The 20,983-nt window shown below is 55.5% G+C and carries 16 protein-coding genes; 7 read left to right on the forward strand and 9 right to left on the reverse strand.

Annotated elements, in window-relative coordinates; all coding sequences use genetic code 11:
- Window positions 1–211 precede the first annotated feature (211 nt).
- The 6 genes from Q371_RS00145 to rho all read right to left on the reverse strand — a co-directional run bounded on the left by Q371_RS00145 (window position 212) and on the right by rho (window position 6,881).
- Window positions 212–1,600, reverse strand: a complete 1,389-nt coding sequence (locus Q371_RS00145) for an aspartate kinase (protein WP_034335210.1) — start codon at window positions 1,598–1,600, stop codon at window positions 212–214.
- A gap of 248 nt (window positions 1,601–1,848) precedes the next feature.
- A complete protein-coding gene (pdxT, locus tag Q371_RS00150; RefSeq protein WP_034334615.1) occupies window positions 1,849–2,436 on the reverse strand; it encodes a pyridoxal 5'-phosphate synthase glutaminase subunit PdxT in 588 nt (195 codons plus the stop codon).
- 94 nt (window positions 2,437–2,530) lie between these two features.
- Complete coding sequence (gene pdxS / locus Q371_RS00155) at window positions 2,531–3,421, reverse strand: pyridoxal 5'-phosphate synthase lyase subunit PdxS (protein ID WP_034334618.1); 891 nt, start codon at window positions 3,419–3,421, stop codon at window positions 2,531–2,533.
- 58 nt (window positions 3,422–3,479) lie between these two features.
- A complete protein-coding gene (locus Q371_RS00160; protein ID WP_034334621.1) occupies window positions 3,480–3,845 on the reverse strand; it encodes a response regulator transcription factor in 366 nt (121 codons plus the stop codon).
- A gap of 31 nt (window positions 3,846–3,876) precedes the next feature.
- Window positions 3,877–5,271 (reverse strand): peptidoglycan DD-metalloendopeptidase family protein, encoded by a 1,395-nt coding sequence (locus tag Q371_RS00165; RefSeq protein WP_084571133.1) that lies wholly within the window; start codon window positions 5,269–5,271, stop codon window positions 3,877–3,879.
- Window positions 5,272–5,591: 320 nt separating this feature from the next.
- Entirely contained in the window at window positions 5,592–6,881 is a 1,290-nt protein-coding gene (rho, locus tag Q371_RS00170; RefSeq protein WP_034334623.1) for a transcription termination factor Rho, read from the reverse strand.
- Window positions 6,882–7,716: 835 nt separating this feature from the next.
- On the opposite strand from rho, the gene Q371_RS00180 reads away from it, so the two are divergent.
- The gene (locus Q371_RS00180; protein WP_034335215.1) at window positions 7,717–8,046 is read left to right on the forward strand and encodes a DHCW motif cupin fold protein; all 330 of its coding nucleotides are present in this window, start codon (window positions 7,717–7,719) and stop codon (window positions 8,044–8,046) included.
- A 125-nt stretch (window positions 8,047–8,171) separates the two neighbouring features.
- Window positions 8,172–11,321: an isoleucine--tRNA ligase gene (gene ileS / locus Q371_RS00185; RefSeq protein ID WP_034335217.1), complete on the forward strand. Its 3,150-nt coding sequence runs from the start codon at window positions 8,172–8,174 to the stop codon at window positions 11,319–11,321.
- 70 nt (window positions 11,322–11,391) lie between these two features.
- Here ileS and Q371_RS00190 read toward each other — a convergent pair whose 3' ends face one another.
- A complete protein-coding gene (locus Q371_RS00190) occupies window positions 11,392–11,583 on the reverse strand; it encodes a hypothetical protein (protein ID WP_034334627.1) in 192 nt (63 codons plus the stop codon).
- A 106-nt stretch (window positions 11,584–11,689) separates the two neighbouring features.
- Window positions 11,690–12,415 carry a helix-turn-helix domain-containing protein gene (locus tag Q371_RS00195; protein WP_051963014.1) on the reverse strand — a complete coding sequence of 242 codons (726 nt, stop codon included), beginning with the start codon at window positions 12,413–12,415 and terminating at the stop codon, window positions 11,690–11,692.
- Between the two features lie 160 nt (window positions 12,416–12,575).
- Here Q371_RS00195 and Q371_RS00200 point away from each other — a divergent pair, with 160 nt between their 5' ends.
- The 5 genes from Q371_RS00200 to Q371_RS00220 are packed head-to-tail and all read left to right on the forward strand — an operon-like array spanning window position 12,576 to window position 18,606.
- Window positions 12,576–13,529 (forward strand): proline racemase family protein, encoded by a 954-nt coding sequence (locus Q371_RS00200; protein ID WP_211253781.1) that lies wholly within the window; start codon window positions 12,576–12,578, stop codon window positions 13,527–13,529.
- Window positions 13,529–14,620, forward strand: coding sequence for an NAD(P)/FAD-dependent oxidoreductase (locus tag Q371_RS00205; protein WP_034334631.1), 1,092 nt, complete (start codon window positions 13,529–13,531; stop codon window positions 14,618–14,620). Before Q371_RS00200 ends, Q371_RS00205 begins: the two co-directional genes overlap by 1 nt.
- A complete protein-coding gene (locus Q371_RS00210) occupies window positions 14,613–16,232 on the forward strand; it encodes an FAD-dependent oxidoreductase (RefSeq protein ID WP_084571134.1) in 1,620 nt (539 codons plus the stop codon). The genes Q371_RS00205 and Q371_RS00210 overlap by 8 nt, the downstream gene beginning before the upstream one ends.
- Window positions 16,229–17,125 carry a dihydrodipicolinate synthase family protein gene (locus Q371_RS00215; protein ID WP_034334633.1) on the forward strand — a complete coding sequence of 299 codons (897 nt, stop codon included), beginning with the start codon at window positions 16,229–16,231 and terminating at the stop codon, window positions 17,123–17,125. Before Q371_RS00210 ends, Q371_RS00215 begins: the two co-directional genes overlap by 4 nt.
- Window positions 17,122–18,606, forward strand: coding sequence for an aldehyde dehydrogenase (NADP(+)) (locus Q371_RS00220; protein ID WP_211253782.1), 1,485 nt, complete (start codon window positions 17,122–17,124; stop codon window positions 18,604–18,606). The genes Q371_RS00215 and Q371_RS00220 overlap by 4 nt, the downstream gene beginning before the upstream one ends.
- On the opposite strand, the gene Q371_RS00225 is transcribed toward Q371_RS00220, so the two are convergent.
- Window positions 18,584–20,884 carry an alpha-glucosidase gene (locus Q371_RS00225; RefSeq protein ID WP_051963015.1) on the reverse strand — a complete coding sequence of 767 codons (2,301 nt, stop codon included), beginning with the start codon at window positions 20,882–20,884 and terminating at the stop codon, window positions 18,584–18,586. The two genes, Q371_RS00220 and Q371_RS00225, sit on opposite strands and share 23 nt — an antisense overlap.
- Between the last annotated feature and the right edge of the window lie 99 nt (window positions 20,885–20,983).

Genomic DNA, 20,983 nt, shown 5'->3' on the forward strand with positions numbered 1-20,983 from the left:
TGCCGGGCGGCAGAGGGATTCCCTGCCGCCTTCATTCTTTTGAGTCTAAACTTCACAGCAGACACTTCACAGCAAACCATCTGGGTGCAAAGACCCGAGGAAACTGCTCAACACAAGGGTAGAACTGCACCCGCAATGAAAACACAGATGCTGGCAGACCAACATCTGTGTTTTCACTCTCAACTGTGAACTGTATGGTGTAAACTTCTGCTCAGTCGGCTTTTTCCAGATCAAATGCCTTGTGGGCAGCTTGAACAGCCTTGGCCACATCACGGTCCTCAATGGCCAGAGAAATGTTGAACTCTGAGGAACCCTGAGAGATCATCAGCAGGTTGATGCCTTCCTCTGCCAGAGCAGAGAACAGTTTGGCTGCAATGCCACGTGCACCGCGCATGCCTTCACCCACGATGGCCACCACGGCCACATTTTCTGTGAATTCGAAGTCGCGCACCAGATCGGCTTTGGCAAAAGCGGCTTTCAGTTCAGCCATGGCTTTCTTGGCGTAAGCATTCTGGATCACCAGAGACACGTTGGCCATGCTGGAGCTCTGGGAGATCATCAGGACCGGAATCTGGGCTTTGGCCAGCGTGTCAAAGATTTCAGCGACGGTTTCAGGCACACCGACCAGAGCACCTCCAACGGTGATGATGGACACCTGACGGATGGCGGTCACGGCTTTGACGGGTCTGTTGCGCACAGCCTTGCCTGTGATCAGGGTGCCAGCAAAGGCAGGATCAGCAGCACTCTTCACACGCAGGGGGATGGCATGCTCTTGCAGAGGGGTCACAGCCAGAGGGTGCAGCACTTTGGCCCCGAAGAAGGCAAGTTCCATGATTTCGGCGTAAGACAGGTGCTGGATGTTCTGGGCTTCAGGGACCATGCGGGGATCGGTGGTCATGACCCCATCCACATCTTTCCAGGCCCACACTTCGTCTGCTTTGAGGGCAGCTCCGATGATGGTGGCGGTGTAGTCGGTGCCACCACGTCCAAGGGTGGTGATGGCACCTTCTCTGGTTTCACCAATGAAGCCAGCAACCACCGGGGTGATGTCTGCACCAAAGAGGCCTTCCAGACGGGCCGGAATGCGGTCAAAAGCCTCTGGAAGGGGTCTGGCGTTGCCAAAGTGCTGATCGGTGAGGATGCCTGCCTGTCCGCCAGTCAGGTTGTGGGCGTGAACCCCAAGTTGTTGCAGGGCAATGGCCATCAGAGGGGCAGAAAGGCGCTCTCCGAAAGACACGATCAGGTCACGGCTTCTGGGGCTGAGTTCGCGGAGCAGGTACACACCCACCACGGTCTGGCGCAGGGTTTCCAGCAGTTCGCGGATTTCCAGCACCGTGTGGCTGTCAGGAGCAGCACCCAGTTCATGTGCGGTGTTGAGGTGGCGGTTTCTGAGCAGGGCCAGTTCATCGTTGGCAAAAGCGATGTCGCCATTTTCAGCACTGCCAGCCACTTTGATCAGGGTGTCGGTGACACCGGACATGGCCGAAACCACAGCCACCACTTTCTCACCTTGCTGGACGGAGTGGGCCACCAGACTTGCCGAGTGTTGGATGGCCTGCGCTGAACCCATCAGCGTGCCACCAAATTTCATGATAATCATCCAGACCTCCCGTTGAAAACCGCCAGAGAAGTGGGCCATGCCCCTTCAATGCAGTGTGTCAGCTTTCATGTTTCACGACAGCCTGCTGTGCACCTTGCTGTTCAAAGGTTTTTGCAAGCTCCCGGTGAGTAGTGTATCAGCTTCATGAACAGCACGACACGGACATTTATACGGATTTAGACAGGTCAAACACCAAAAATGTGCAGAAAGCCACAGCTCGGGCTCTCTGCACGAGAAATCCTGAAGTTTTACAGCCCCACACAGGTTTTGAGGAACAGTTCGTGCACCCTCGGATCAAGGGTCAATTCAGGATGGAAACTGGCAGCCATCAGACGGCCCGAGCGCACCAGCACCACCTGTCCTTGATGCTCACAAAGCACCTCTACGCCCTCTCCCACCCGGGTGATCACGGGGGCACGGATGAACACCGCATCAAAATGGCCTTCCAGACCCTGAATGTCCAGAGGCTCTTTGAAAGAGTCCACCTGCCGCCCAAAGGCATTGCGGGCCACCGTCACATCCAGCAACTCCAGAGAAGGCTGTTTGCCCGTCATGTGCTTGGGTTGACCTTCAATTTCGGTGGCCAACAGGATGGCTCCGGCACAGGTGCCAAAAAGGGCTCCACCGTTCTGGTGAAACCTCTGGATGGGGTCTTTGAGATCATAATCCATCATCAGTTTGCCCATGGTGGTGGATTCCCCTCCGGGAATCACCAAGCCTTGCAAACCCTCCAGATGCTTGGGAAGGCGCACTTCGGTGACCTCTGCGCCCAATTTTTCCAGCATCTGTCTGTGTTCACGGAATGCCCCTTGCAGGGCCAGCACGCCAATTTTCATGTGGTTCCTCCAGCAAACAAGGGCGCAGCGTGCTGCGCCCTCACATTAAGATCACCCGGATGTAGGGGCGCAGCGTGCTGCGCCTGCAGGGGTCTTACCAGCCGCGTTTGGCCATTTTTTCAGATTCGATCAGCTCATCAATGCCGATGCCGGTCATGGGGGCACCGAGGTCTTCGCTGACTTCGGCCAGCACATCGGGATCATTGAAGTGGGTGACCGACTTCACGATGGCTTTGGCGCGCTTCTCGGGGTTGTCAGACTTGAAGATGCCAGAGCCCACGAACACACCGTCCAGACCCAGTTGCATCATCAGGGCTGCATCTGCTGGGGTGGCCACTCCACCGGCAGCGAAGTTCACCACAGGCAGTTTGCCGTGCTCGTGAATGTAGCGCACCAGTTCGTAAGGGGCTTGCAGGTCTCGGGCCACGGTCATGAGTTCTTCGACGGGCTTGGTCTGGATGGCGCGGATTTCTCCGAGCACGGTGCGGGCATGGCGCACGGCTTCCACCACGTTGCCGGTTCCAGCTTCACCTTTGGTGCGGATCATGGCAGCACCTTCACCAATGCGGCGCAGGGCTTCACCGAGGTTTTTGGCTCCGCACACAAAAGGCACTTTGAAGTCGTGCTTGAAGATGTGGAAAGACTCATCGGCAGGGGTCAGCACTTCAGACTCGTCGATGAAGTCCACACCGAGGGCCTGCAGGATCTGGGCTTCCACAAAATGACCGATGCGCACTTTGGCCATCACAGGGATGGACACCGCTTCGATGATGCCTTTGATCATTTTGGGATCGCTCATGCGGGCCACGCCTCCGGCCACGCGAATGTCTGCAGGAACACGCTCAAGGGCCATGACGGCAGTGGCTCCGGCCTGCTCGGCGATGATGGCCTGCTCGGGGGTGACCACATCCATGATCACGCCGCCTTTGAACATTTCTGCGAAACCGGTTTTGATGGGTAATGTACCTTTCTCCATGTCTGGCATGATAAAGAAAAAACTGGTTCTCTAAAAGAACCAGTTTTGTATTTTTTTAGGTACCAGTTTAGGCTGGAGAGCCCGAGATCTGTTGCTGGATGACATTTAAAAGCACATCCGGCTGGAAAGGTTTGACCAGATAGGCATTGCCAATGCTGAGTCCGGTTGCACGGTCGGATTCGGCACTCAGTCCGGTCAGAAAGACGATGGGCAGCTTGGGGTGTTCTGCCTTGATTTTGCGGGCCAGATCAAAACCATTGCCATCTTCCAGACACACATCCAGAATGGCAAGATCAAACGCAGATCCAGAGACCTGCTTCAAGGCGTCTTGGCTTGAAAAGGCCAGTGCTGGCTTGTACCCGTTCATCTCCAGGAACATTTCCAGCAGTTGTAAAATTTGTTCTTCATCATCGACCAGCAAAATGCGTTGCATTGTCACCCCATGAATTGTTTTGGTGCAGACCTCAGGGCAGGTAGTTGTAAGGATTGACGTGCTGCCCATTCACCTGAACTTCGAAGTGCAAGTGAGGACCGGTGCAAATCCCCGTACAGCCCACGTACCCGAGCAAATCTCCACGGTCCACGGTTTGTCCGACACTGACAGCAGTGCGGCTCATGTGACCATAGATGACCCTCATGTTACCATTTGAGACAAACACATTGATGCCGTAACTTCCCCAACCTGAAGCGGTGACCCGCCCAGATGAGGCAGCATAGATGGGCGTTCCTGTGGAGGCTCCGAGGTCAATTCCAGTGTGGAAATTGCTGGAACCGATCCAGAAACCGCGTCTGCCATAACCACTGGTGATCGTGAAACCCCGCATGGGCCACTGGAAACCTGTGTTGGCCACCGATTTGGAGTCGTATGAGGTGCGAACCACTTTGTTGCTGGCGGTGGTGCGGCGTGCAGCTCGGGCTTGCTGGGCCTGTTTGGCTTCCAGACGTTCCTGTTCTGCACGGCGTGCTGCCAGAGCAGCAGACTTTTTGGCCTGTTCGCGGGCAATGATTTCCTGGCGTGCAGCTTCGGCAGCTTCTCGGGCTTTGCGCTCTTTTTTCTCTTCGAGGTAAGCCAGATAACGCTCGTATTGCAACTGCTTTTTGCGTTTCACGAAAACCAGATAACGCTGGTAACGTTCAAGCATTTCACGCTTTTTGCGGTTTTCGATTTCACGCTGACGGCGGTCATTGAGCGCTTCCAAGGTGCCTTCTGCCATCACACCGGGCAACAGCACGTAATCCCCTTCTGCAACATCAGAAGGCAGGGTCACGTTGTTAGCCTTGGCGACCTGACCCACATCCACACCATAAAATTCAGAGATGGACACCAGATCCTGACCGGGTTTGACCCGCACAATCAGGCCCCTCTGGGCACTGGGGATCATCAGGCGGTCCCCTTCTTTCATGCGGTCCAGACTGCTGGTGTAGGGGTTGGCACTGATCAGTTCAATGATCGAAAGCCCGTAACGTTGTGCGATGGTGGTCAGGGTGTCCCCTGCTTGCACTTCATGCACGGTCACGCCGGGCGGCAGTTTGGTGATGCTGTTTTCGACCACAGCCACAATGGGAACGCGCACCAGCATGCCAGGTTTCAGGCGATCGTTTTTGATGCCTGTGGCCCACATGATGGATTTGACACGCACACCATAGTCGTCTGCGATTTGGGTGAGGGAATCTCCGGGGCGAATGCGCACAATGGCAGAGCCACGTTCTACCGTGGATTCCACAGATTTGACGGTGATGGTTTTGGATGCAGTGCGGAAGTGATAGGGGAACACCAGAGGTGTTGCAACCGCCTGCTGAAGCAGTAAAGCTATCGCGGCCGCCGTGATTCGACGGGCGGTGTTCGAAAATGACTTCAACTCTTCCTCCCAGAAGCCATACTAAGCTGTGCGTTAAGCAATTTCAATGACAGCTCATGAGAGCTTCATTTTTCACGACTTTGTAACGACATCGTTCTGAACAGATTTTATCCATCATGAGGATCTCAATGGATGCCTTAAGAACTGAAGTGTGGCTGTGGCTGTTTGCTTTGTCAGGCAACAAATTTGTTTCAGATTTGCTTCAGGAAAATTCCAGCCCATTTGGGTTCAATTTTTAAGCGAATGAAGCAGAAAGCATCAAAATTCAACCCCTGCAGTACATCAAAAACTGCAGGGGCATGGTCTGTAAAAAGGTGTTTTCAGGAACCTGCACTGGCCAGAGTGGACAGGAATTCCGCATTGTTGCGGGTTTTGGACATGCGGTTGAGGAGCATGTCCATGGCCTCGGCGGGGTCCATGTCGCTGATGACTTTGCGGAGCAGCCACATTTTGTGGAGCACCTCTGGGGCCAGCAGGAGTTCTTCTTTGCGGGTCCCGGACTTGAGGATGTCCAGAGCAGGGAAAATCCGGCGCTCTTCCAGACGGCGGGAAAGCACCAGTTCCATGTTGCCTGTGCCTTTGAACTCTTCGAAGATCACATCGTCCATGCGGGATCCGGTTTCCACAAGGGCGGTGGCCAGAATGGTCAGGCTGCCTCCTCCACGGATGTTGCGGGCTGCACCCAGAAAACGTTTGGGCCAGTGCAAAGCGTTGGAATCCAGACCCCCTGAGAGGGTGCGTCCGGTGGGTGGGGTCACCAGGTTGTTGGCGCGAGCGAGACGGGTGATGGAGTCCAGCAAGATCACCACATGACCGCCTTCTTCCACAATGCGGCGTGCACGCTCATGAACAAATTCTGCAACCCGCACGTGGTTTTGTGGGGGCTCATCGAAGGTGGAGGCCACCACCTGGGCACCTTTCACAGATTCACGGAAGTCGGTGACCTCCTCGGGGCGCTCATCGACCAGCAACACCATCACGGTGATTTCCGGATAGTTTTTCACAATGCTGTTGGCGATTTTCTTCATCAGGGTGGTTTTACCGGCCTTGGGCGGAGCCACAATCAGACCACGCTGACCGAGACCAATGGGCACCAGTAGGTCAATCACCCTGAGGGCAAGGTTGTCGTCCATGGTGGGGTCTTCCAGCACCAACTGTCGGTCCGGGAAAGTGGGGATCAGGTCGTCAAATTTGGGACGGCGGGAAGCGGTCAGGGGATCCAGACCGTTGACGGCCTCCACGCGCATCAGGGTGCCGTAACGCTCGTTTTCTCTGGGGGGACGGGCACGCCCGAGGATTTTGTCTCCGGTGCGAAGCTGAAATTGCTTGATCAGGCCAGCACTGACAATCACACTGCGGGATTCGGTGGACAGGAGGTTGTCCTGCAGAAAACCGTACCCGTCCGGCGAAATCTCCAGAAAGCCTCTGGCGAGTTTGAAGCCATCCTGCTCGGCTTGCTTTTCAAGGATGGCGATGGCAAGCTCGTCTTTTTTCAGCTTGCGGTAATTGTCGATGCCCACCTGAGATGCAAGCAGGTGCAATTCAGGCAGCAATTTGCTCTGGAGGTCCTGGAATTTCAGGCTGTCGTCGGTTTTGGGCTGTTTTTTCATTGTTTCCTTCTGCTTCAGTCAACCCTCAACTGCTTCAAAAAGAAATCAGTGGTGGATGACTGATCATGGGTTGATCGATTTGATGGGGGTTCTGTGGCATCAATGCATGCCACCTGATGCAGAGTCTATCATAAGACCTGCAAAAGGAAAGGGCATGGACAAGTGTCACACTGCAAATTGCAGCACAACAACATGGCTTGATTTGAATTGCTGATCTCAGGGTATCACCTGATGCCGGGTGTTCGTCAATGGGAGAAACAAAGGCAAGAAGCCAGAGCAGAAAGCGGATGGTTTGCTCCCAAACTGGCACATCCCCTTGAAATGACGGCCAGTTTCGTTTTTCAGGCAAGAACCGTTTTTCTGGCAGGAGCGCAGAAACCTGCCCAGAGCAATGCACCGTTTTCCCCTGCTGAGCCACTGTGCGGATTGACGTTTCAGCGGGTTGACCTTTACCATAAGCCTTGTGAAAAGCCCTGAACAGAGGTTCAAGGATTTTCCTGCAACCCAAAAGCGCCAGTGAGACGAGTACGCGGTTTTTCTCCTTGAAGCGAGTCCGGGACGGTGCAAGCCGGACAGGTCAGAGGTCCGCCGAAAATCACCTCACTTCACTTGTCAGTGACGCTGTCCGAAGAAAGAAGCCCCAAAGGTTTTCAGTAGACCGGAACGGAACTCCCCCGTCAGAGGAACAACGAGGAAAGTTTGCTGACAGCAACTTTTGAAGCTCGGGTGGTACCACGCAATTGGTTTGTTTGTCTTTGCGTCCCGGCATTTCTTTGACAGGAATGCCGGGATTTTTGTTGTGCTCCGGGCTTCCAGTTCATCCAGAGGAGGCAAGGTGAAAATCGAAAATTTGCCCTTTCAAACCACCAGATGGGAAGACCTCTCCCCCACCGAACATTCTGCAGAGGCAGGCCAGGCCTTCTGGAGAACCCAGATGTTTGGAGAGGTGCGCGTGCGGATGGTGGAATACACCCCCGGCTATGTTTCTGACCACTGGTGCAAAAAAGGCCACATCTTGCTGGTCATCGAAGGTGAACTCATCACCGAGCTTGAAGATGGTCGCACCTTCACCCTGACCCCGGGCATGAGCTATCAGGTGGCCGATCAGGCAGAAGCGCACAAGTCCCGAGCGCCACAGGGAGCGAAATTGTTCATCGTGGACTAGCCGAGGGTCCAGAGTCAAGAGCCTCAGAAGTCCAAGCATTGGCTGTTTTGTTCACCCCCCAGTTGCACCAAATCCTTTCAGGCCTGCCCTCGGTCAAAATCTCCCCCTCACAGGAGCAACCCAACATGTTTAAACCCGTAGAATCCAACCCCAGTTTCCCCAGACTTGAAGAAGGTGTCCTCAAGTTCTGGCAGGAAAAAGAAGTCTTCAAAAAAACCGTTGAAGACCCCAGCAAGCCCACTTACTCCTTCTTTGAAGGGCCACCCACCGCAAACGGCACCCCCGGCATCCACCACGTGCAGGCCCGGGCGTACAAGGACCTGTTTCCCCGGTTCAAGACCATGCAGGGCTACCATGTCCCCCGCAAAGCCGGATGGGACACCCACGGTCTGCCGGTCGAGTTGGGCGTGGAAAAACGCATCGGTCTGGGTTCCAAACGCGAAGTGGAAGAATACGGCATCGCCAAATTCAATGAGGAATGCCGCGACAGCGTGTTTGTCTTCGAGGACAAATGGCGCGAATTCACCGAGCGGATGGGTTACTGGCTGGACCTTGACAACCCCTACATGACCCTGAACAAGGACTACATCGAGTCGATCTGGTGGTCCTTAAAAGAACTGAACAGCAAGGGCCTGCTGTACAAGGGCTTCCGTGTGGCCCCCTACTGCCCCAAAGACGGCACCACCCTCTCCAACGCCGAGGTGAGCGAGGGCTACAAAGACATTCAGGACCCCTCCATCTACCTGACTTTTGACCTGAAAGAACCCGATGCTCTGGGCCTGCCCGAGGGCTCGGCTTTTCTGGTCTGGACCACCACCCCTTGGACCATTCCTTACAACGTGGGCGTGGCCATCCACCCCGAGTTTGAATATGTGGCCGCCAAAGATGAGGCTGGAAAAGTGGTCATTCTGGCGGCCAGCCTGAAAAACAAAGTGCTGGGCGAAGAATCCGAAGTGGTCAAAACCTTCAAAGGTTCTGAACTGGAGCGCATTGCTTACAGTGCACCTTACTCTGAAGCTTACGAAGCAGAAGGAGAAGGCAAGCCTGTGTGGTTCTCGGGTCTGGACACCTACGTTTCAGACAGCGACGGTACCGGCATCGTTCACACCGCACCTGCGTTCGGTGAGGACGACTTGCGTCTGGCCCGCAACTACGGATTCCCGGTCATTGTGGGTGTGGACAACGAAGGCAAACACCGCTTTGGTCCATGGCAGGGGGTGTTCTTCCGGGACGCCAACAGCCAGATCAATCGTGATCTGAAAGAGAAAGGCTTCCTGTGGAAATTGCAGAACTTCAACCACAGTTACCCCCACTGTTGGAGGTGCGGTACGCCCCTGATGTACTACGCCACCGAAAGCTGGTTCATCGCCAACACCAAGTACCGTGAGCGCCTGATCGAGCTGAACCAGACCATCGGATGGCACCCCGAGCACATCAAAAATGGCCGTTACGGCGGATGGCTGGAAAACCTCGTGGACTGGAACCTCTCCAGAAACCGTTTCTGGGGCACTCCCCTGCCGGTCTGGGAAACCGAATCCGGCAAGAATTACGTGGTGGGCAGCTACGCTGAATTGGCCGAACTGTCCAGAGGTGCCGTGGATCCCAACAGCCCGGACTTCGATCCCCACCGTCCTTTTGTGGACGACATCGTGCTGTACCACCCCGAGTCGGGCGAACCCATGAAGCGCGTCCCTTACGTGATTGATGTGTGGTACGACTCTGGAGCCATGCCTTTTGCCCAGTACCACTATCCTTTTGAGAACAAAGAAGTTTTCAATGAGCGTTACCCCGCAGACTTCATCTCGGAGGCCATCGACCAGACCCGTGGCTGGTTCAACACCCTGCACCAGATCGGCACCATGCTGTTTGATTCGGTGACCTACAAGGACGTGATCTGCTGCGGCCACATCCTCGATGAAAAGGGCTTCAAGATGTCCAAGAGCAAAGGGAACATCGTGGACCCGTGGGAGATGTTCTCCAGCTTTGGTGCCGACGCGGTGCGCTGGTACATGTACACCTCTGCCCCACCCGAGCTTTCCCGCCGTTTCGGTCCGGGTCTGGTGGGAGAAGCCTTGCGCAATTACCTGCTGACCCTCTGGAACACCTACAGCTTCTTTGTGATGTACGCCAATCTGGACCAGCCTGACCTGAAAAATGCACCTGCCGTTCAGGACCGCCCCGAGGTGGACCGCTGGATGATCGCGCAACTGCAAGAGGTGATCGAGAAGGTCACCCAGTCTCTGGACGGGTACGACCCCACCACCGCTGGACGCCTGATTCAGGAATTTGTGGTCGAGGACCTCTCCAACTGGTACGTGCGCCGCAACCGCCGCCGTTTCTGGAAGTCGGACGGCGTGGACCTTGCCGCTTATGCCACCTTGCATGAGGCTCTGGTGACCGTGACCCACCTGACCGCCCCCTTCACCCCCTTCATCGCAGAGGTGCTGTACCAGAACCTTGTGCTGTCCGTGAACAGTGACGCTCCAGAGTCCGTGCACCTTGCAAGCTGGCCCAAAGCCGATGCAGGCCTGAAGAACAGCCAGCTCGTGGACGAAATGAACGCTGTGATCCGCGTGGTGGCTCTGGGCCGTGCGGTGCGGGGTCAGAACAACATCAAGAACCGCCAGCCCCTGCCCAAAGTGCTGCTGCGTGCCAGAAGCAAAGACCAGACCGCCTCTCTGGGCCGTTTTGCCGAGCAGATCAAAGAAGAACTGAACGTCAAAGAGGTCGAGTTGCTGGACCAGTACGCCGACCTCGTGCAGTACACCCTGAAACCCAACTTGCCTGTGGTGGGCAAGAAGGTGGGCAAACAGGTGCCACTGCTGAAAAAAGCCCTCGATCAGGCGGACGCCAGTTACGTGGCCCGCATGGTCCGGGACAACCTCGCCTTTGAAGTGGAGGCCGATGGGGTGCGCTTTGAACTGCAACCCAACGAGGTTCTGGTCGATGCCAAATCCCCAGAGGGTTACGCTGCTCTGGAAGATCAGGGCTATCTGGTGGCATTTGACACCCAGATCTCCCGCGAACTGGAACTGGAAGGCCTGATGCGTGACATCGTGCGGAGTGTACAGAACGCACGCAAAGACGCTGGGCTGGAAGTCTCTGACCGCATCAAACTGACCCTGAATTTCTCTGGAGACATGCTGGAAGCTGCTCAAGCCTTCAAAGACACCATCTCAGAAGAAACCCTCTCGGTGGACGTGGCTTTCTCTGACGACCTCTCTGGCTTTGTCGCCGAGGTTGAAGGGGGCAAACTCTCGGTGATCAAAGCTTGATTCACCTGATCAGCAAGAACCGCTCTGGGATTTTCCAGAGCGGTTTTTTTGATGTTGGTTTTATTTGGGCTCAGTAATCTGAGGAGCGGTATTGCATGATGCCATAACAGCACACCAGAAACGCTGCGCCAAACAGCATCATCACGTCTTGAATGTAATAACCAGTGACCAGCATGCCCACACCAATCAGTGCGGAGAAAATCCCGAGAAAGGTGAACACATGCGCCCGGATGCGTCCTTTGTTGGTGCGTTTCTTGCCCACGTTTTGAGTCTACCCCCACCATTTTGTTACAAAGCTTAAAAGATCATACAACCTTGTTCCAGAGGTCGCAAGGCGTTTTGATTTTGCAAATGTTTCAGAAAGTCTTTCAGGCGTGGTGGGCACGGTATTGGCTGGGCGTCATCCCGAGGGCTGCCTTGAACTGCTTGGAAAATGCGCTCTGGTCGTAAAATCCACACAACAAAGCAATCTGTGCGGTGCTGTCTCTGGTGGTTTTGAGCAATCTGGCCGCCTGTTCGATGCGGACCTTCAACAAAAGCTGATAGGTGGCGATGCCAAAAATCTTTTTGATCTGGCGTTCCAGTTTGTTCACGGTGATGCCTGCCACATCGGCAAGGTCTTGCAAGGTCAGGGGCTCCATGTACTGGTTCTGAATGTGCTGCACGGCCTTCGCCACCTCTGCATACACACTCCCTGAAAGGTCTGGAACCCCGAGGTCTCTGGAAATCCCGACCATTCCCCAAACCTCCCCTGTTTCATGCTGAAGGGGAAACTTGTGGGTGATGCACCATCCTGCTCCTCCTGATGCATACAGGTGGAGTTCCAACTGGTCAAACAGGGGTTCGCCAGAGAGCACTTGCTGGTCCTGCTCTGCAAAACCTGCACCCAGAGAAGCCGGGAACACCTCGATGGGGGTTTTGCCGATCAGTTCATGCGGATAGCGAAATCCCACCCGTTCCAACAAAGTCTGGTTGACTGACAGGTAGCGTCCCTGAGGATCTTTGACGAAAAACACGGTGTCGGGCGTGCGGTCAAAAATCGCTTCAAGTGCAGGGAGGGGGATTTGTATCAAACCACGAACTTTGGGGTCCATTTTCTACAAGACAGTACCTCAATCGCAGGGTTAATGTGAAGCAGTTCTTCAAGCAGCCGTCAGCCATCAGCAGTCAGCAGGTGGTTCACATTTCACAACAGACAGCGAACTCTGGGCAAGGGCGAGGCACGCCTCGCCCCTACAATGGTCCTCGACATCCATGCACAGCAAGGAGGCAGGTCAAATGGAAGTGGCTTTCATCGATTCCCACACAGGCGGCGAACCCACACGGGTGGTTGTGGATGCCCCTTTAGATCTGGGCACAGGTTCGCTTTTTGAGAAACGCGAGCAGTTCAAAACCCAGCATGATCCCTTTCGGCGTGCCGTGTGCAATGAGCCCCGAGCCTCTGACACTTTTGTAGGGGCTTTGCTGTTGCCTCCAGAAGATGAAAAAGCCGTTGCAGGTGTGATCTTTTTCAACAATGTGGGGGTGCTCGGGATGTGCGGGCATGGGACCATTGGTGTGATTCGCACTTTGCAGCACATGGGGAGAATTGGGCCGGGCACCCACCTGTTGGACACCCCGGTTGGGCAGGTCCGCACCATCCTGCATGAAGATGGACGGGTGACCGTGCAAAACGTTGCAGCACATCGGCACCAGAAACAGGTCCAAGTGGAGGTGGAAGGGCATGGAACCATCACTGGTGATGTGGCTTACGGTGGAAACTGGTTTTTCCTGATTTCTGACAGCCCTGTTGCAGTGGAATTCCAACATCTGGAAAAATTGACCGAATTCACCTGCAAAGTCCGTGAGGCTCTGGAAAAACACGGGATCTCTGGCAAGGATGGGGCCACCATCGACCACATTGAAGTTTTTGGCCCGAGCGATCTTGCCAACAGCAGAAACTTCGTGCTGTGCCCCGGAAAAGCCTATGACCGCAGCCCTTGCGGGACCGGAACCAGTGCCAAACTGGCCTGTTTGCAAGCCGATGGGAAACTGCAAGAAGGAGAAATCTGGAAACAGGAAAGCATCATCGGCAGTGTGTTTGAAGGGTCTTACCGCTTGCAGGACGGTCAGGTGATGCCCTCCATCACCGGAACCGCCTTTGTGAACATGAAAGGCGTGCTGGTGCTGGATGAACTGGATCCTTTCTGCTGGGGGATTTTGAACTGATGTGGGACGCTCTGGTGGTGGGAGGAGGCATCGTGGGTGCAGCCTGCGCCCACCGTCTGGCACAAGGCGGCCTGAAAGTGCTGGTGCTGGAAGCCTCCTGCATGGGAGGCGGAGCCACTGCTGCAGGAATGGGCCACATTGTGGTGATGGACGACAACGTGCCCGAGTTTGCCCTGACCCATTTCTCGCAAACGCTGTGGGACCGTCTGGACCTTCCTGAAGACGCAGAGCGGGTACACACAGGAACCCTCTGGGTGGCCGAAGACGATGAGGAAATGGACGGTGCAACCCGCAAGCAGGCCGGTTATCTGGAACGGGGTTTGAGGGCCGATTTGATTGGAGCCCAGCAGCTCCATAACATCGAACCCCACCTGCGCTCTGGGCTTCAGGGTGGCTTGCTGGTGAAAAACGACAGCGTGGTCTATCCGCCCAGAATGGCCGCTTTCCTGCTGGAACTGTCGGGGGCAGAAGTCAAAACCTGTGAAGTCTCCGAAGTGCTGGACCATGGGGTGAAATTGACCTCTGGCGAAACCCTGAACGCTCGTCATGTGGTTTTGGCTGCGGGTGTCAAAAGCGCTGAACTGTTTCCTGAATTGCCCATCCGTCCCCGAAAGGGCCATCTGGCCATCACCGACCGGATGTCAGGGTTTGTGCACCATCAACTGGTCGAGCTTTCTTACCTGAAAAGTGCCCACGGGGTCTCCAGAGACAGCGTGGCTTTCAATGTACAGCCCAGAAGCACCGGACAGGTGTTGATCGGGTCCAGCAGGCAGTTTGAGGCCCCGGACAAACGGGTGGATTTTGACATTCTGGGCCGGATGTTGCGAAGGGCCACCCACTTCATGCCTGACCTCAGGCAAGCCCTGGTGACGCGCATCTGGACCGGGTACCGTGCAGCCACCCCGGACAGCCTTCCTTTGATCGGCCCATATCCTGCAAGAAAAGGACTGATTCTGGCCACAGGACATGAAGGATTGGGCATCACCACTTCTCTGGGAACCGCTGAACTGGTCCATGCCTTTGTGACCGAGTCCAATTTCCCCATCAACCCTGCCCCTTACCTCCCGACCCGAGAGGTGCACCATGCCTAAGCTGCGTGTGAATGGTCATAAAATCCATTCCAGAGCTGGCATTTCTGTGCTGGCGGCACTGCAAAATCAGGGGCTCTGGACCGTCAGAACCAGTGTCTCTGGAAAACCCAGAGGCCCCTTGTGTGGCATGGGCGTCTGTTATGAGTGCAGGTGTCTGGTGGATGGGAGGGTGCAGAAAAGCTGTCAGGTGACAGTGCAGGAAGGGATGGAGGTGGAGACAGCAGAAGGCAAAGATTCGCTGAGCAGCCAAACATTGCTTGAGGAAGTTGCAGAAGGCCGAGAGCAGAAGGCAGAAGGCAAAAAAGAGCTTACGCTTTCGCCACATGAAAAAAACCGGTCCTCTTCTCAAGCAAAGCAATTCCCGCAAGGCCTTGGCCTTCAGCCTTCTGCCTTCTGCTCTATCCCTTCTGCCTTCAGCCTTCTGCCCTCGACAAATTCCCTCCTCATCATTGGCGCAGGACCCGCTGGCATTGCTGCCGCAAGAGCCGCCTCCAGAGCCTGTCAGGTGACCTTGCTGGACGACAATCCTCGAATTGGAGGTCAGATCTGGCGCGAGAAGGAAGGCTTAAAGCTTCCAGAGAACGTTCAGGTCCTCTCTGGTGCTCCAATCACAGGTGTATTGGATGACAAAACCCTGCTGGTGGCAGGACAAAAGCTGCATTTTGAGAGATTGATTCTGGCGACTGGAGCCAGAGAACTGCTTCTCCCCTTTCCGGGCTGGACTTTGCCGGGAGTGGTCGGGGCAGGGGGCTTGCAGGCCATGATCAAAAGCGGTCTGGATGTGGCAGGAAAACGCATTGTGATTGCAGGCTCGGGGCCATTGCTGCTGGCGGTTGCGGCTCTGGCCGTTCAGAAAGGAGCACAGGTGGTTCGGATTCTGGAGCAGGCACCTCCAAAACAGCTTGCCCCTTTCCTGAAGTCCCTGACCGCTTCCAAACTGCTTCAGGCAGCCGGGCTGGGCCGAATTGCTGCCACAAGGTACACCTCCAATGCTTACGTGAAAGCCGCTCTGGGCACTGAAAAACTGGAGAAGGTGCAATACCAGAGTGGTGAACGCACCCTTGAACTGGAGTGTGACCTGCTGGCTGTGGGATATGGCCTGGTTCCCAATCTTGAACTGGCTGTGCAGCTCGGGTGCCGTCTGGATCAAGGTTTCGTGCAGGTGGATGACACCGGAAAAACCTCTGTTGCCCACATCCACGCAGCAGGAGAAATCACTGGGATTGGGGGTCTGGACAAAGCCCTTCTGGAAGGTGAGGTGGCAGGTCTGGCTGCAACTGGACAGCCCATCTTTTCACTGGTCCCGAGGCTGCAAGCTTCACACCGTTTTGTTCGCACCCTGAAAACTGCTTTTGCCCTCAGGCCAGAGCTTCAACAACTGGCCGATTCAGACACCATCATTTGCCGCTGCGAGGATGTAAGACTTGCTGAAGTGCAGGGACACACCGACTGGCGCAGTGCCAAACTTCACACCCGTCTGGGGATGGGGGCCTGTCAGGGTCGCACCTGTGGACCCATCTGCCAACACTTGCTGGGCTTCGATGCCCCGCAAATCCGCCCACCCCTTTTCGCCACCCCACTTGAAGATTTGCTTCTGGAGGAACAACCATGAATTTCAAAGGCGTCATTCCGGCCATCACCACCCCTTTTCACGAAGACCTCTCTGTGGATTTTGATTTCCTGAAATCCCACATCCAGTGGATGCTGGAAAAAGGCTGCACGGGCATCACCGCTCTGGGTTCTCTGGGGGAAAGTGCCACCCTGACTTTTGATGAAAAAGTGCAGATTCTCAAAGCCTGTGTGGAAGCTGCAGGAGACAAACCTGTGGTGGCAGGCATCGCGGCCCTCTCCACCAGAGAAGCCGTCCAACTGGCGCAGGAAGCCGAAAGGGTGGGCTGTCAGGGCCTGATGGTGCTTCCCCCTTACGTGTACTCCTCTTCGTGGGAAGAGATGAAATTTCACGTTTCAAGCGTGATTGGGGCGACCTCTCTGGACTGCATGCTGTACAACAACCCCATCGCCTACAAAACCGACTTTCTGCCTGAAGAAATGGCGGAGTTGTGTGCAGACCACCCCAATCTGGTGGCGGTCAAAGAGTCAAGCGCAGATGTGCGCCGGGTGACGGCCATCCGTGCCCTGCTCCAAGACCGTTTGACCATCTTGGTGGGGGTGGATGACCTTTTGGTGGAAGGAGTCGCAGCAGGGGCCACCGGATGGATTGCCGGTCTGGTCAACGCTTTCCCAGAGGAATCCGTGCGCCTGTATGACCTTTCGATGCAGGGCCAGTGGGAGGAAGCCCGCAAAATCTACGAATGGTTTCTGCCCCTCCTGAGGCTGGACACCGTGCTCAAATTCGTGCAGTACATCAAGTTTGTGCAGGAGAAGGTCGGCATGGGATCGGCCCGGGTGCGCCCCCCAAGACTGGAACTCACCCCAGAGGAGGCCGAATACACCAGAGGCCTGTTGCAAACCGCTCTGGAAAACCGGCCTGTGGTGGGCGCGTGATTCACGGCATCAACCCGGTCAGTGGGGAGCGTCTGGAAGGGGTTCCCTTCACATCTGCAGCAGAACTGGAACAGGTGTTTGAACGGGCCAGGGCCGCAGTTCTGCCTTATGGAAAGCTGCACAAAGACCAGAAAGCCCAGTTCCTGAGGCAAATTGCTGAAGAACTGGAACTCCTGCGCGAGGAAATCACCCTCAGCGGGCATCTGGAAACCGCCCTGCCCATGGCCCGCATGCAGGGTGAACTGACCCGCACCACCACCCAGCTGAAGATGTTTGCCGATCTGGTGCAAGACGGAAGCTGGGTGGATGCCCGCATTGATCCAGCCCTGCCAGAGCGCAATCCTCCCAGACCGGACATCCGCAGCATGTACACGCCGCTCGGGGTGGTGGGGGTGTTTGGGGCGAGCAATTTTCCGCTGGCTTTTTCGGTGGCCGGTGGGGACACTGCAAGTGCTCTGGCCGCAGGTTGCCCGGTGATTGTCAAAGGCCACAATGCCCATCCGAAAACCGGATTTCTGGCCGGACAGGCCATTTCAAGGGCAGTGCAAAAATGCAAGCTGCCCGAGGGGGTCTTCAGCCTGATTTACGGACCAGACAACCAGATCGGGGAAAAGCTGGTCACCCATCCTGCAGTCAAGGCCATTGGTTTTACCGGATCAAGGCAAGGGGGACTCTCCCTCTTGAAGCTGGCCCAGAGCCGCCCTGAACCCATTCCGGTCTACGCCGAAATGAGCAGCATCAACCCTCTGGTGGTTTTCCCTGAAGCCATGCATGAACGGCCAGAGCAACTGGCACAGGGGCTTTTTGGATCTTTCACGCTGGGGTCTGGGCAGTTTTGCACCAATCCCGGTCTGGTGTTCATTCCGGCAGGTTCGCAGGTGTTTCTGGACACCCTGAAAACGCTGGTAGAAGGCTCTGGAGCCCATCATCTGCTGACTTCTGGTATTCAGGACCATTACCTGAAAGGCACACAAATCCATGGCCAATTGGAGGGCGTGAAGGTGCTGGCTTCAGGGGCAGGTGAGGTGGCTGCACAGGTGTTTTTGGTGGAGGCCGCAAACTGGCAAGACAGCCTGCAAAACGAGGTTTTTGGTCCCAGCACGGTACTGTGTGTTTATCAGGATCTTGCTGAAGTGGAAAAGATTCTGCATAGGCTGGAAGGCCAATTGACCGCCACGGCGCACATTGCAGATGCAGATTTGCCTGCTCTGGAGCACCTTTTGCCTGCACTGCAAAACCGGGCTGGACGGGTGGTGGTCAATGGTTTCCCAACGGGCGTGGAGGTCTGCGCTGCGATGGTCCATGGTGGGCCTCATCCCGCCACTTCAGACCCGAGAAGCACTTCGGTGGGCACTCGGGCCATTTTGAGGTTTACGCGCCTGAGCTGTTTTCAGGACCTCCCGGACAGCCTTTTGCCCCCAGAGCTTCAAGAGGCCAACCCTTACCAGATTGCAAGGCTCAGGGAAGGCAAACCGGAGTAGACGACAAACAGGGGTCCTGAAAGGCTTCCAGAGGCATCAGGTTCAACTTGCTCAGGTTGGCCCGGAATTTTTCACCCACCCGTGAACCTGCAGGGTAAAACACTGCAGGGTAACCGGGTGGGGCTTTGACGGTCACTTTCTGGCCTTCTGCAGACTGGAACACCTCTCCGGTCCACACTTCAGTCCAGGTTCCAGCAGGGAGGTACACATCCACTTCTTGCTGGCCGGGGTTGAGGACCGGAGCAAACAGCAAATCCCGACCCACCATGTACTGCTGGTAAGTGATGTCCAGCACTTTGGGGTCCTGAGGGAACTGCAAAAACATGTGGCGCACCACTGGAAGCCCGGTTCTGGAAGCTTCCAGAATCAACTGGCTGCGGTAAAAACCCCATGCACGGTACACCTTGGCCATGCGGTCAAACTGTTTGAGGGTTTCATCATCAGAATAAAACTGCACGTTGTCCTCTGGACGGTTGCCCTCGTGGGTGCGAAAGACCGTGGTGAAGGCCGAAAGTTCCATCCAGCGCAACAGCAGTTCTTTGCTGCGGGTGTAGCTCTGGAGGGGATTTTTGATGGTGGTGTATCCACCGATGTCTGGATGGTTGAAACTGAAACCCGAGAATCCACTGCTCAGGAGGCCCATCACTGCGGTTTTGATGCCGTCTTTGTCGTCCCAACTGACCAGTTGGTCTCCGGTCCAGAACAGGGAAGAAAAGTAAGGGCTGCCTGTGAAGCCCGAGCGGGTGAAAAACACATATTCCTCTGGGTTTTTCTGCTGGTCAATCAGGTTACGGTTGAACACCGCCCACATCACGGGGTACAGGTTGTGGTTCACTTTGCCCGAGGACCCCGAGTACATGCGGGCATCGTAAGGCAACCCTTCGCCAAAGTCGGCCATCCAGCCTGAGAAGCCCTGATCGATCAGGTTTTTCTGGACCACATCCATGAGCCAGCGGTTGGCATCCTGATTGGTGAAATCGATCAGACCTGCTTTGAAGTCGGTTTGTTGGAGCAAATAAGGCTCGCCTTCATCGTTGCGCACAAAATAACCTTTTTCGAGGGCTTCCTGATAAAGGTTGCGCTGCACGCCCGGTTTTCTGGAAGTGTCCACCAGAAATGGGTTCAAATAACCCATGGTGCGGATGCCAGAGGCTTTCAGGTCCACTGTCAGGGATTTGAAGTCCGGGTAATGCTGCTGGTCCAACTCCCAGTTCCACCAGAGTTGCTTGCCAAAACTGGTGTTGCGTTGGCCCACCCAGTCTTGCAACCAGAAGGCAGAAATGGGGGTGCCCATGGCTTTCAGTTTGCCCCAGACTTCACGGACTTTCTGGGTGCCTCCCTGCATGCCGATCACAGCCCCTTTGGTGAGCCATGCAGGCAACTCTCGCATGTGACCGATGAAATGCGTGTAGGCCTTGATCAACTGGGTGGGGGTGTCTCCATACAGGATCTGTCCGTGCATCTCGCCAGAGAAAAGCTGCACATGCACCCGATCTTTTTTGCGCAGATCAAACACCATGTATTCACTGTTTTCCAGCATCATGGAACGCATTTTGCTGGTGATGTAGTGCGGAACGCTGATGTAGGTGGAATCCCAAGTTCCACCTGCACCCGCCACGGTGTTGGCCCCAAAAGTGAGGGGCTGCAATCCGCGCCCGATGCCCTGTTCCTGCACAAAAATGGGCAGCCTTGAGCCTTTCAGGTCCAGTTTGGAGAACTGCTCGCCGAAACCAAAAAACCGCTCGTCTGGCTCTGATGCGTAAGTGAAATACAGGCGGTTGTACCTCGGGTCCTGCACTTTGATGCTGAATCCCAACTGGCTGTTGCTTTTTAATGCAAAGGCCAGTTCGTAGGGGACCTGCCCGCCTCCAGCACAGCGCAGTTTCCCCTGAAACAGGGCATAACCGCCATTGTGCACCACCTGCTTGAGGGTCTGGTCCCGGCAGGTGTTGAACCGCTGGTCGGTGATGGAAAAAGACCCTCTGGAATGGGTGACGGTTTCCTCTCCGATGGCTGCAGCAATGAAGCCCTGATGGGGCAGGGTGGAGAACAGGGTGCGCTCGGGGGCCAGAGCGTGGGTGACTTTCAGGCTGCTGCCATCCCACTGCACCAGAAATTGCCCGAGGGAAATCCGTTGTTTCTCAAGGGTGTTGAAGAGGTCGCCCTGAATCTGCCGCTGTGCATAGAGGTCCAGTGCAGTGTTCATGGCATAATACGCCCCTGCACCGACCAGAAGTGCACCGACAGTGAGCAGAATGGTGCGCTGGCTTCTCTTCATCAATCGCAGGGATTATAGCGTTTTCATGGTCCAAGTACAAGGAGTTTGCTGGGGACAAAAGACCATTGATGTGCATGAATATTCGCGCCTCATCCTGCT

Source organism: Deinococcus misasensis DSM 22328 (assembly GCF_000745915.1).
GTDB lineage: Bacteria > Deinococcota > Deinococci > Deinococcales > Deinococcaceae > Deinococcus_C > Deinococcus_C misasensis.

Bases quoted from the DNA above. Each gene is read 5' to 3' on its own strand.
- Q371_RS00145 (WP_034335210.1), bottom strand. From the start codon at position 1,600: ATGATTATCATGAAATTTGGTGGCACGCTGATGGGTTCAGCGCAGGCC.
- pdxT (WP_034334615.1), bottom strand. From the start codon at position 2,436: ATGAAAATTGGCGTGCTGGCCCTGCAAGGGGCATTCCGTGAACACAGA.
- pdxS (WP_034334618.1), bottom strand. From the start codon at position 3,421: ATGCCAGACATGGAGAAAGGTACATTACCCATCAAAACCGGTTTCGCA.
- Q371_RS00160 (WP_034334621.1), bottom strand. From the start codon at position 3,845: ATGCAACGCATTTTGCTGGTCGATGATGAAGAACAAATTTTACAACTG.
- rho (WP_034334623.1), bottom strand. From the start codon at position 6,881: ATGAAAAAACAGCCCAAAACCGACGACAGCCTGAAATTCCAGGACCTC.
- ileS (WP_034335217.1), top strand. From the start codon at position 8,172: ATGTTTAAACCCGTAGAATCCAACCCCAGTTTCCCCAGACTTGAAGAA.
- Q371_RS00195 (WP_051963014.1), bottom strand. From the start codon at position 12,415: ATGGACCCCAAAGTTCGTGGTTTGATACAAATCCCCCTCCCTGCACTT.
- Q371_RS00200 (WP_211253781.1), top strand. From the start codon at position 12,576: ATGCACAGCAAGGAGGCAGGTCAAATGGAAGTGGCTTTCATCGATTCC.
- Q371_RS00205 (WP_034334631.1), top strand. From the start codon at position 13,529: ATGTGGGACGCTCTGGTGGTGGGAGGAGGCATCGTGGGTGCAGCCTGC.
- Q371_RS00210 (WP_084571134.1), top strand. From the start codon at position 14,613: ATGCCTAAGCTGCGTGTGAATGGTCATAAAATCCATTCCAGAGCTGGC.
- Q371_RS00215 (WP_034334633.1), top strand. From the start codon at position 16,229: ATGAATTTCAAAGGCGTCATTCCGGCCATCACCACCCCTTTTCACGAA.
- Q371_RS00225 (WP_051963015.1), bottom strand. From the start codon at position 20,884: ATGAAGAGAAGCCAGCGCACCATTCTGCTCACTGTCGGTGCACTTCTG.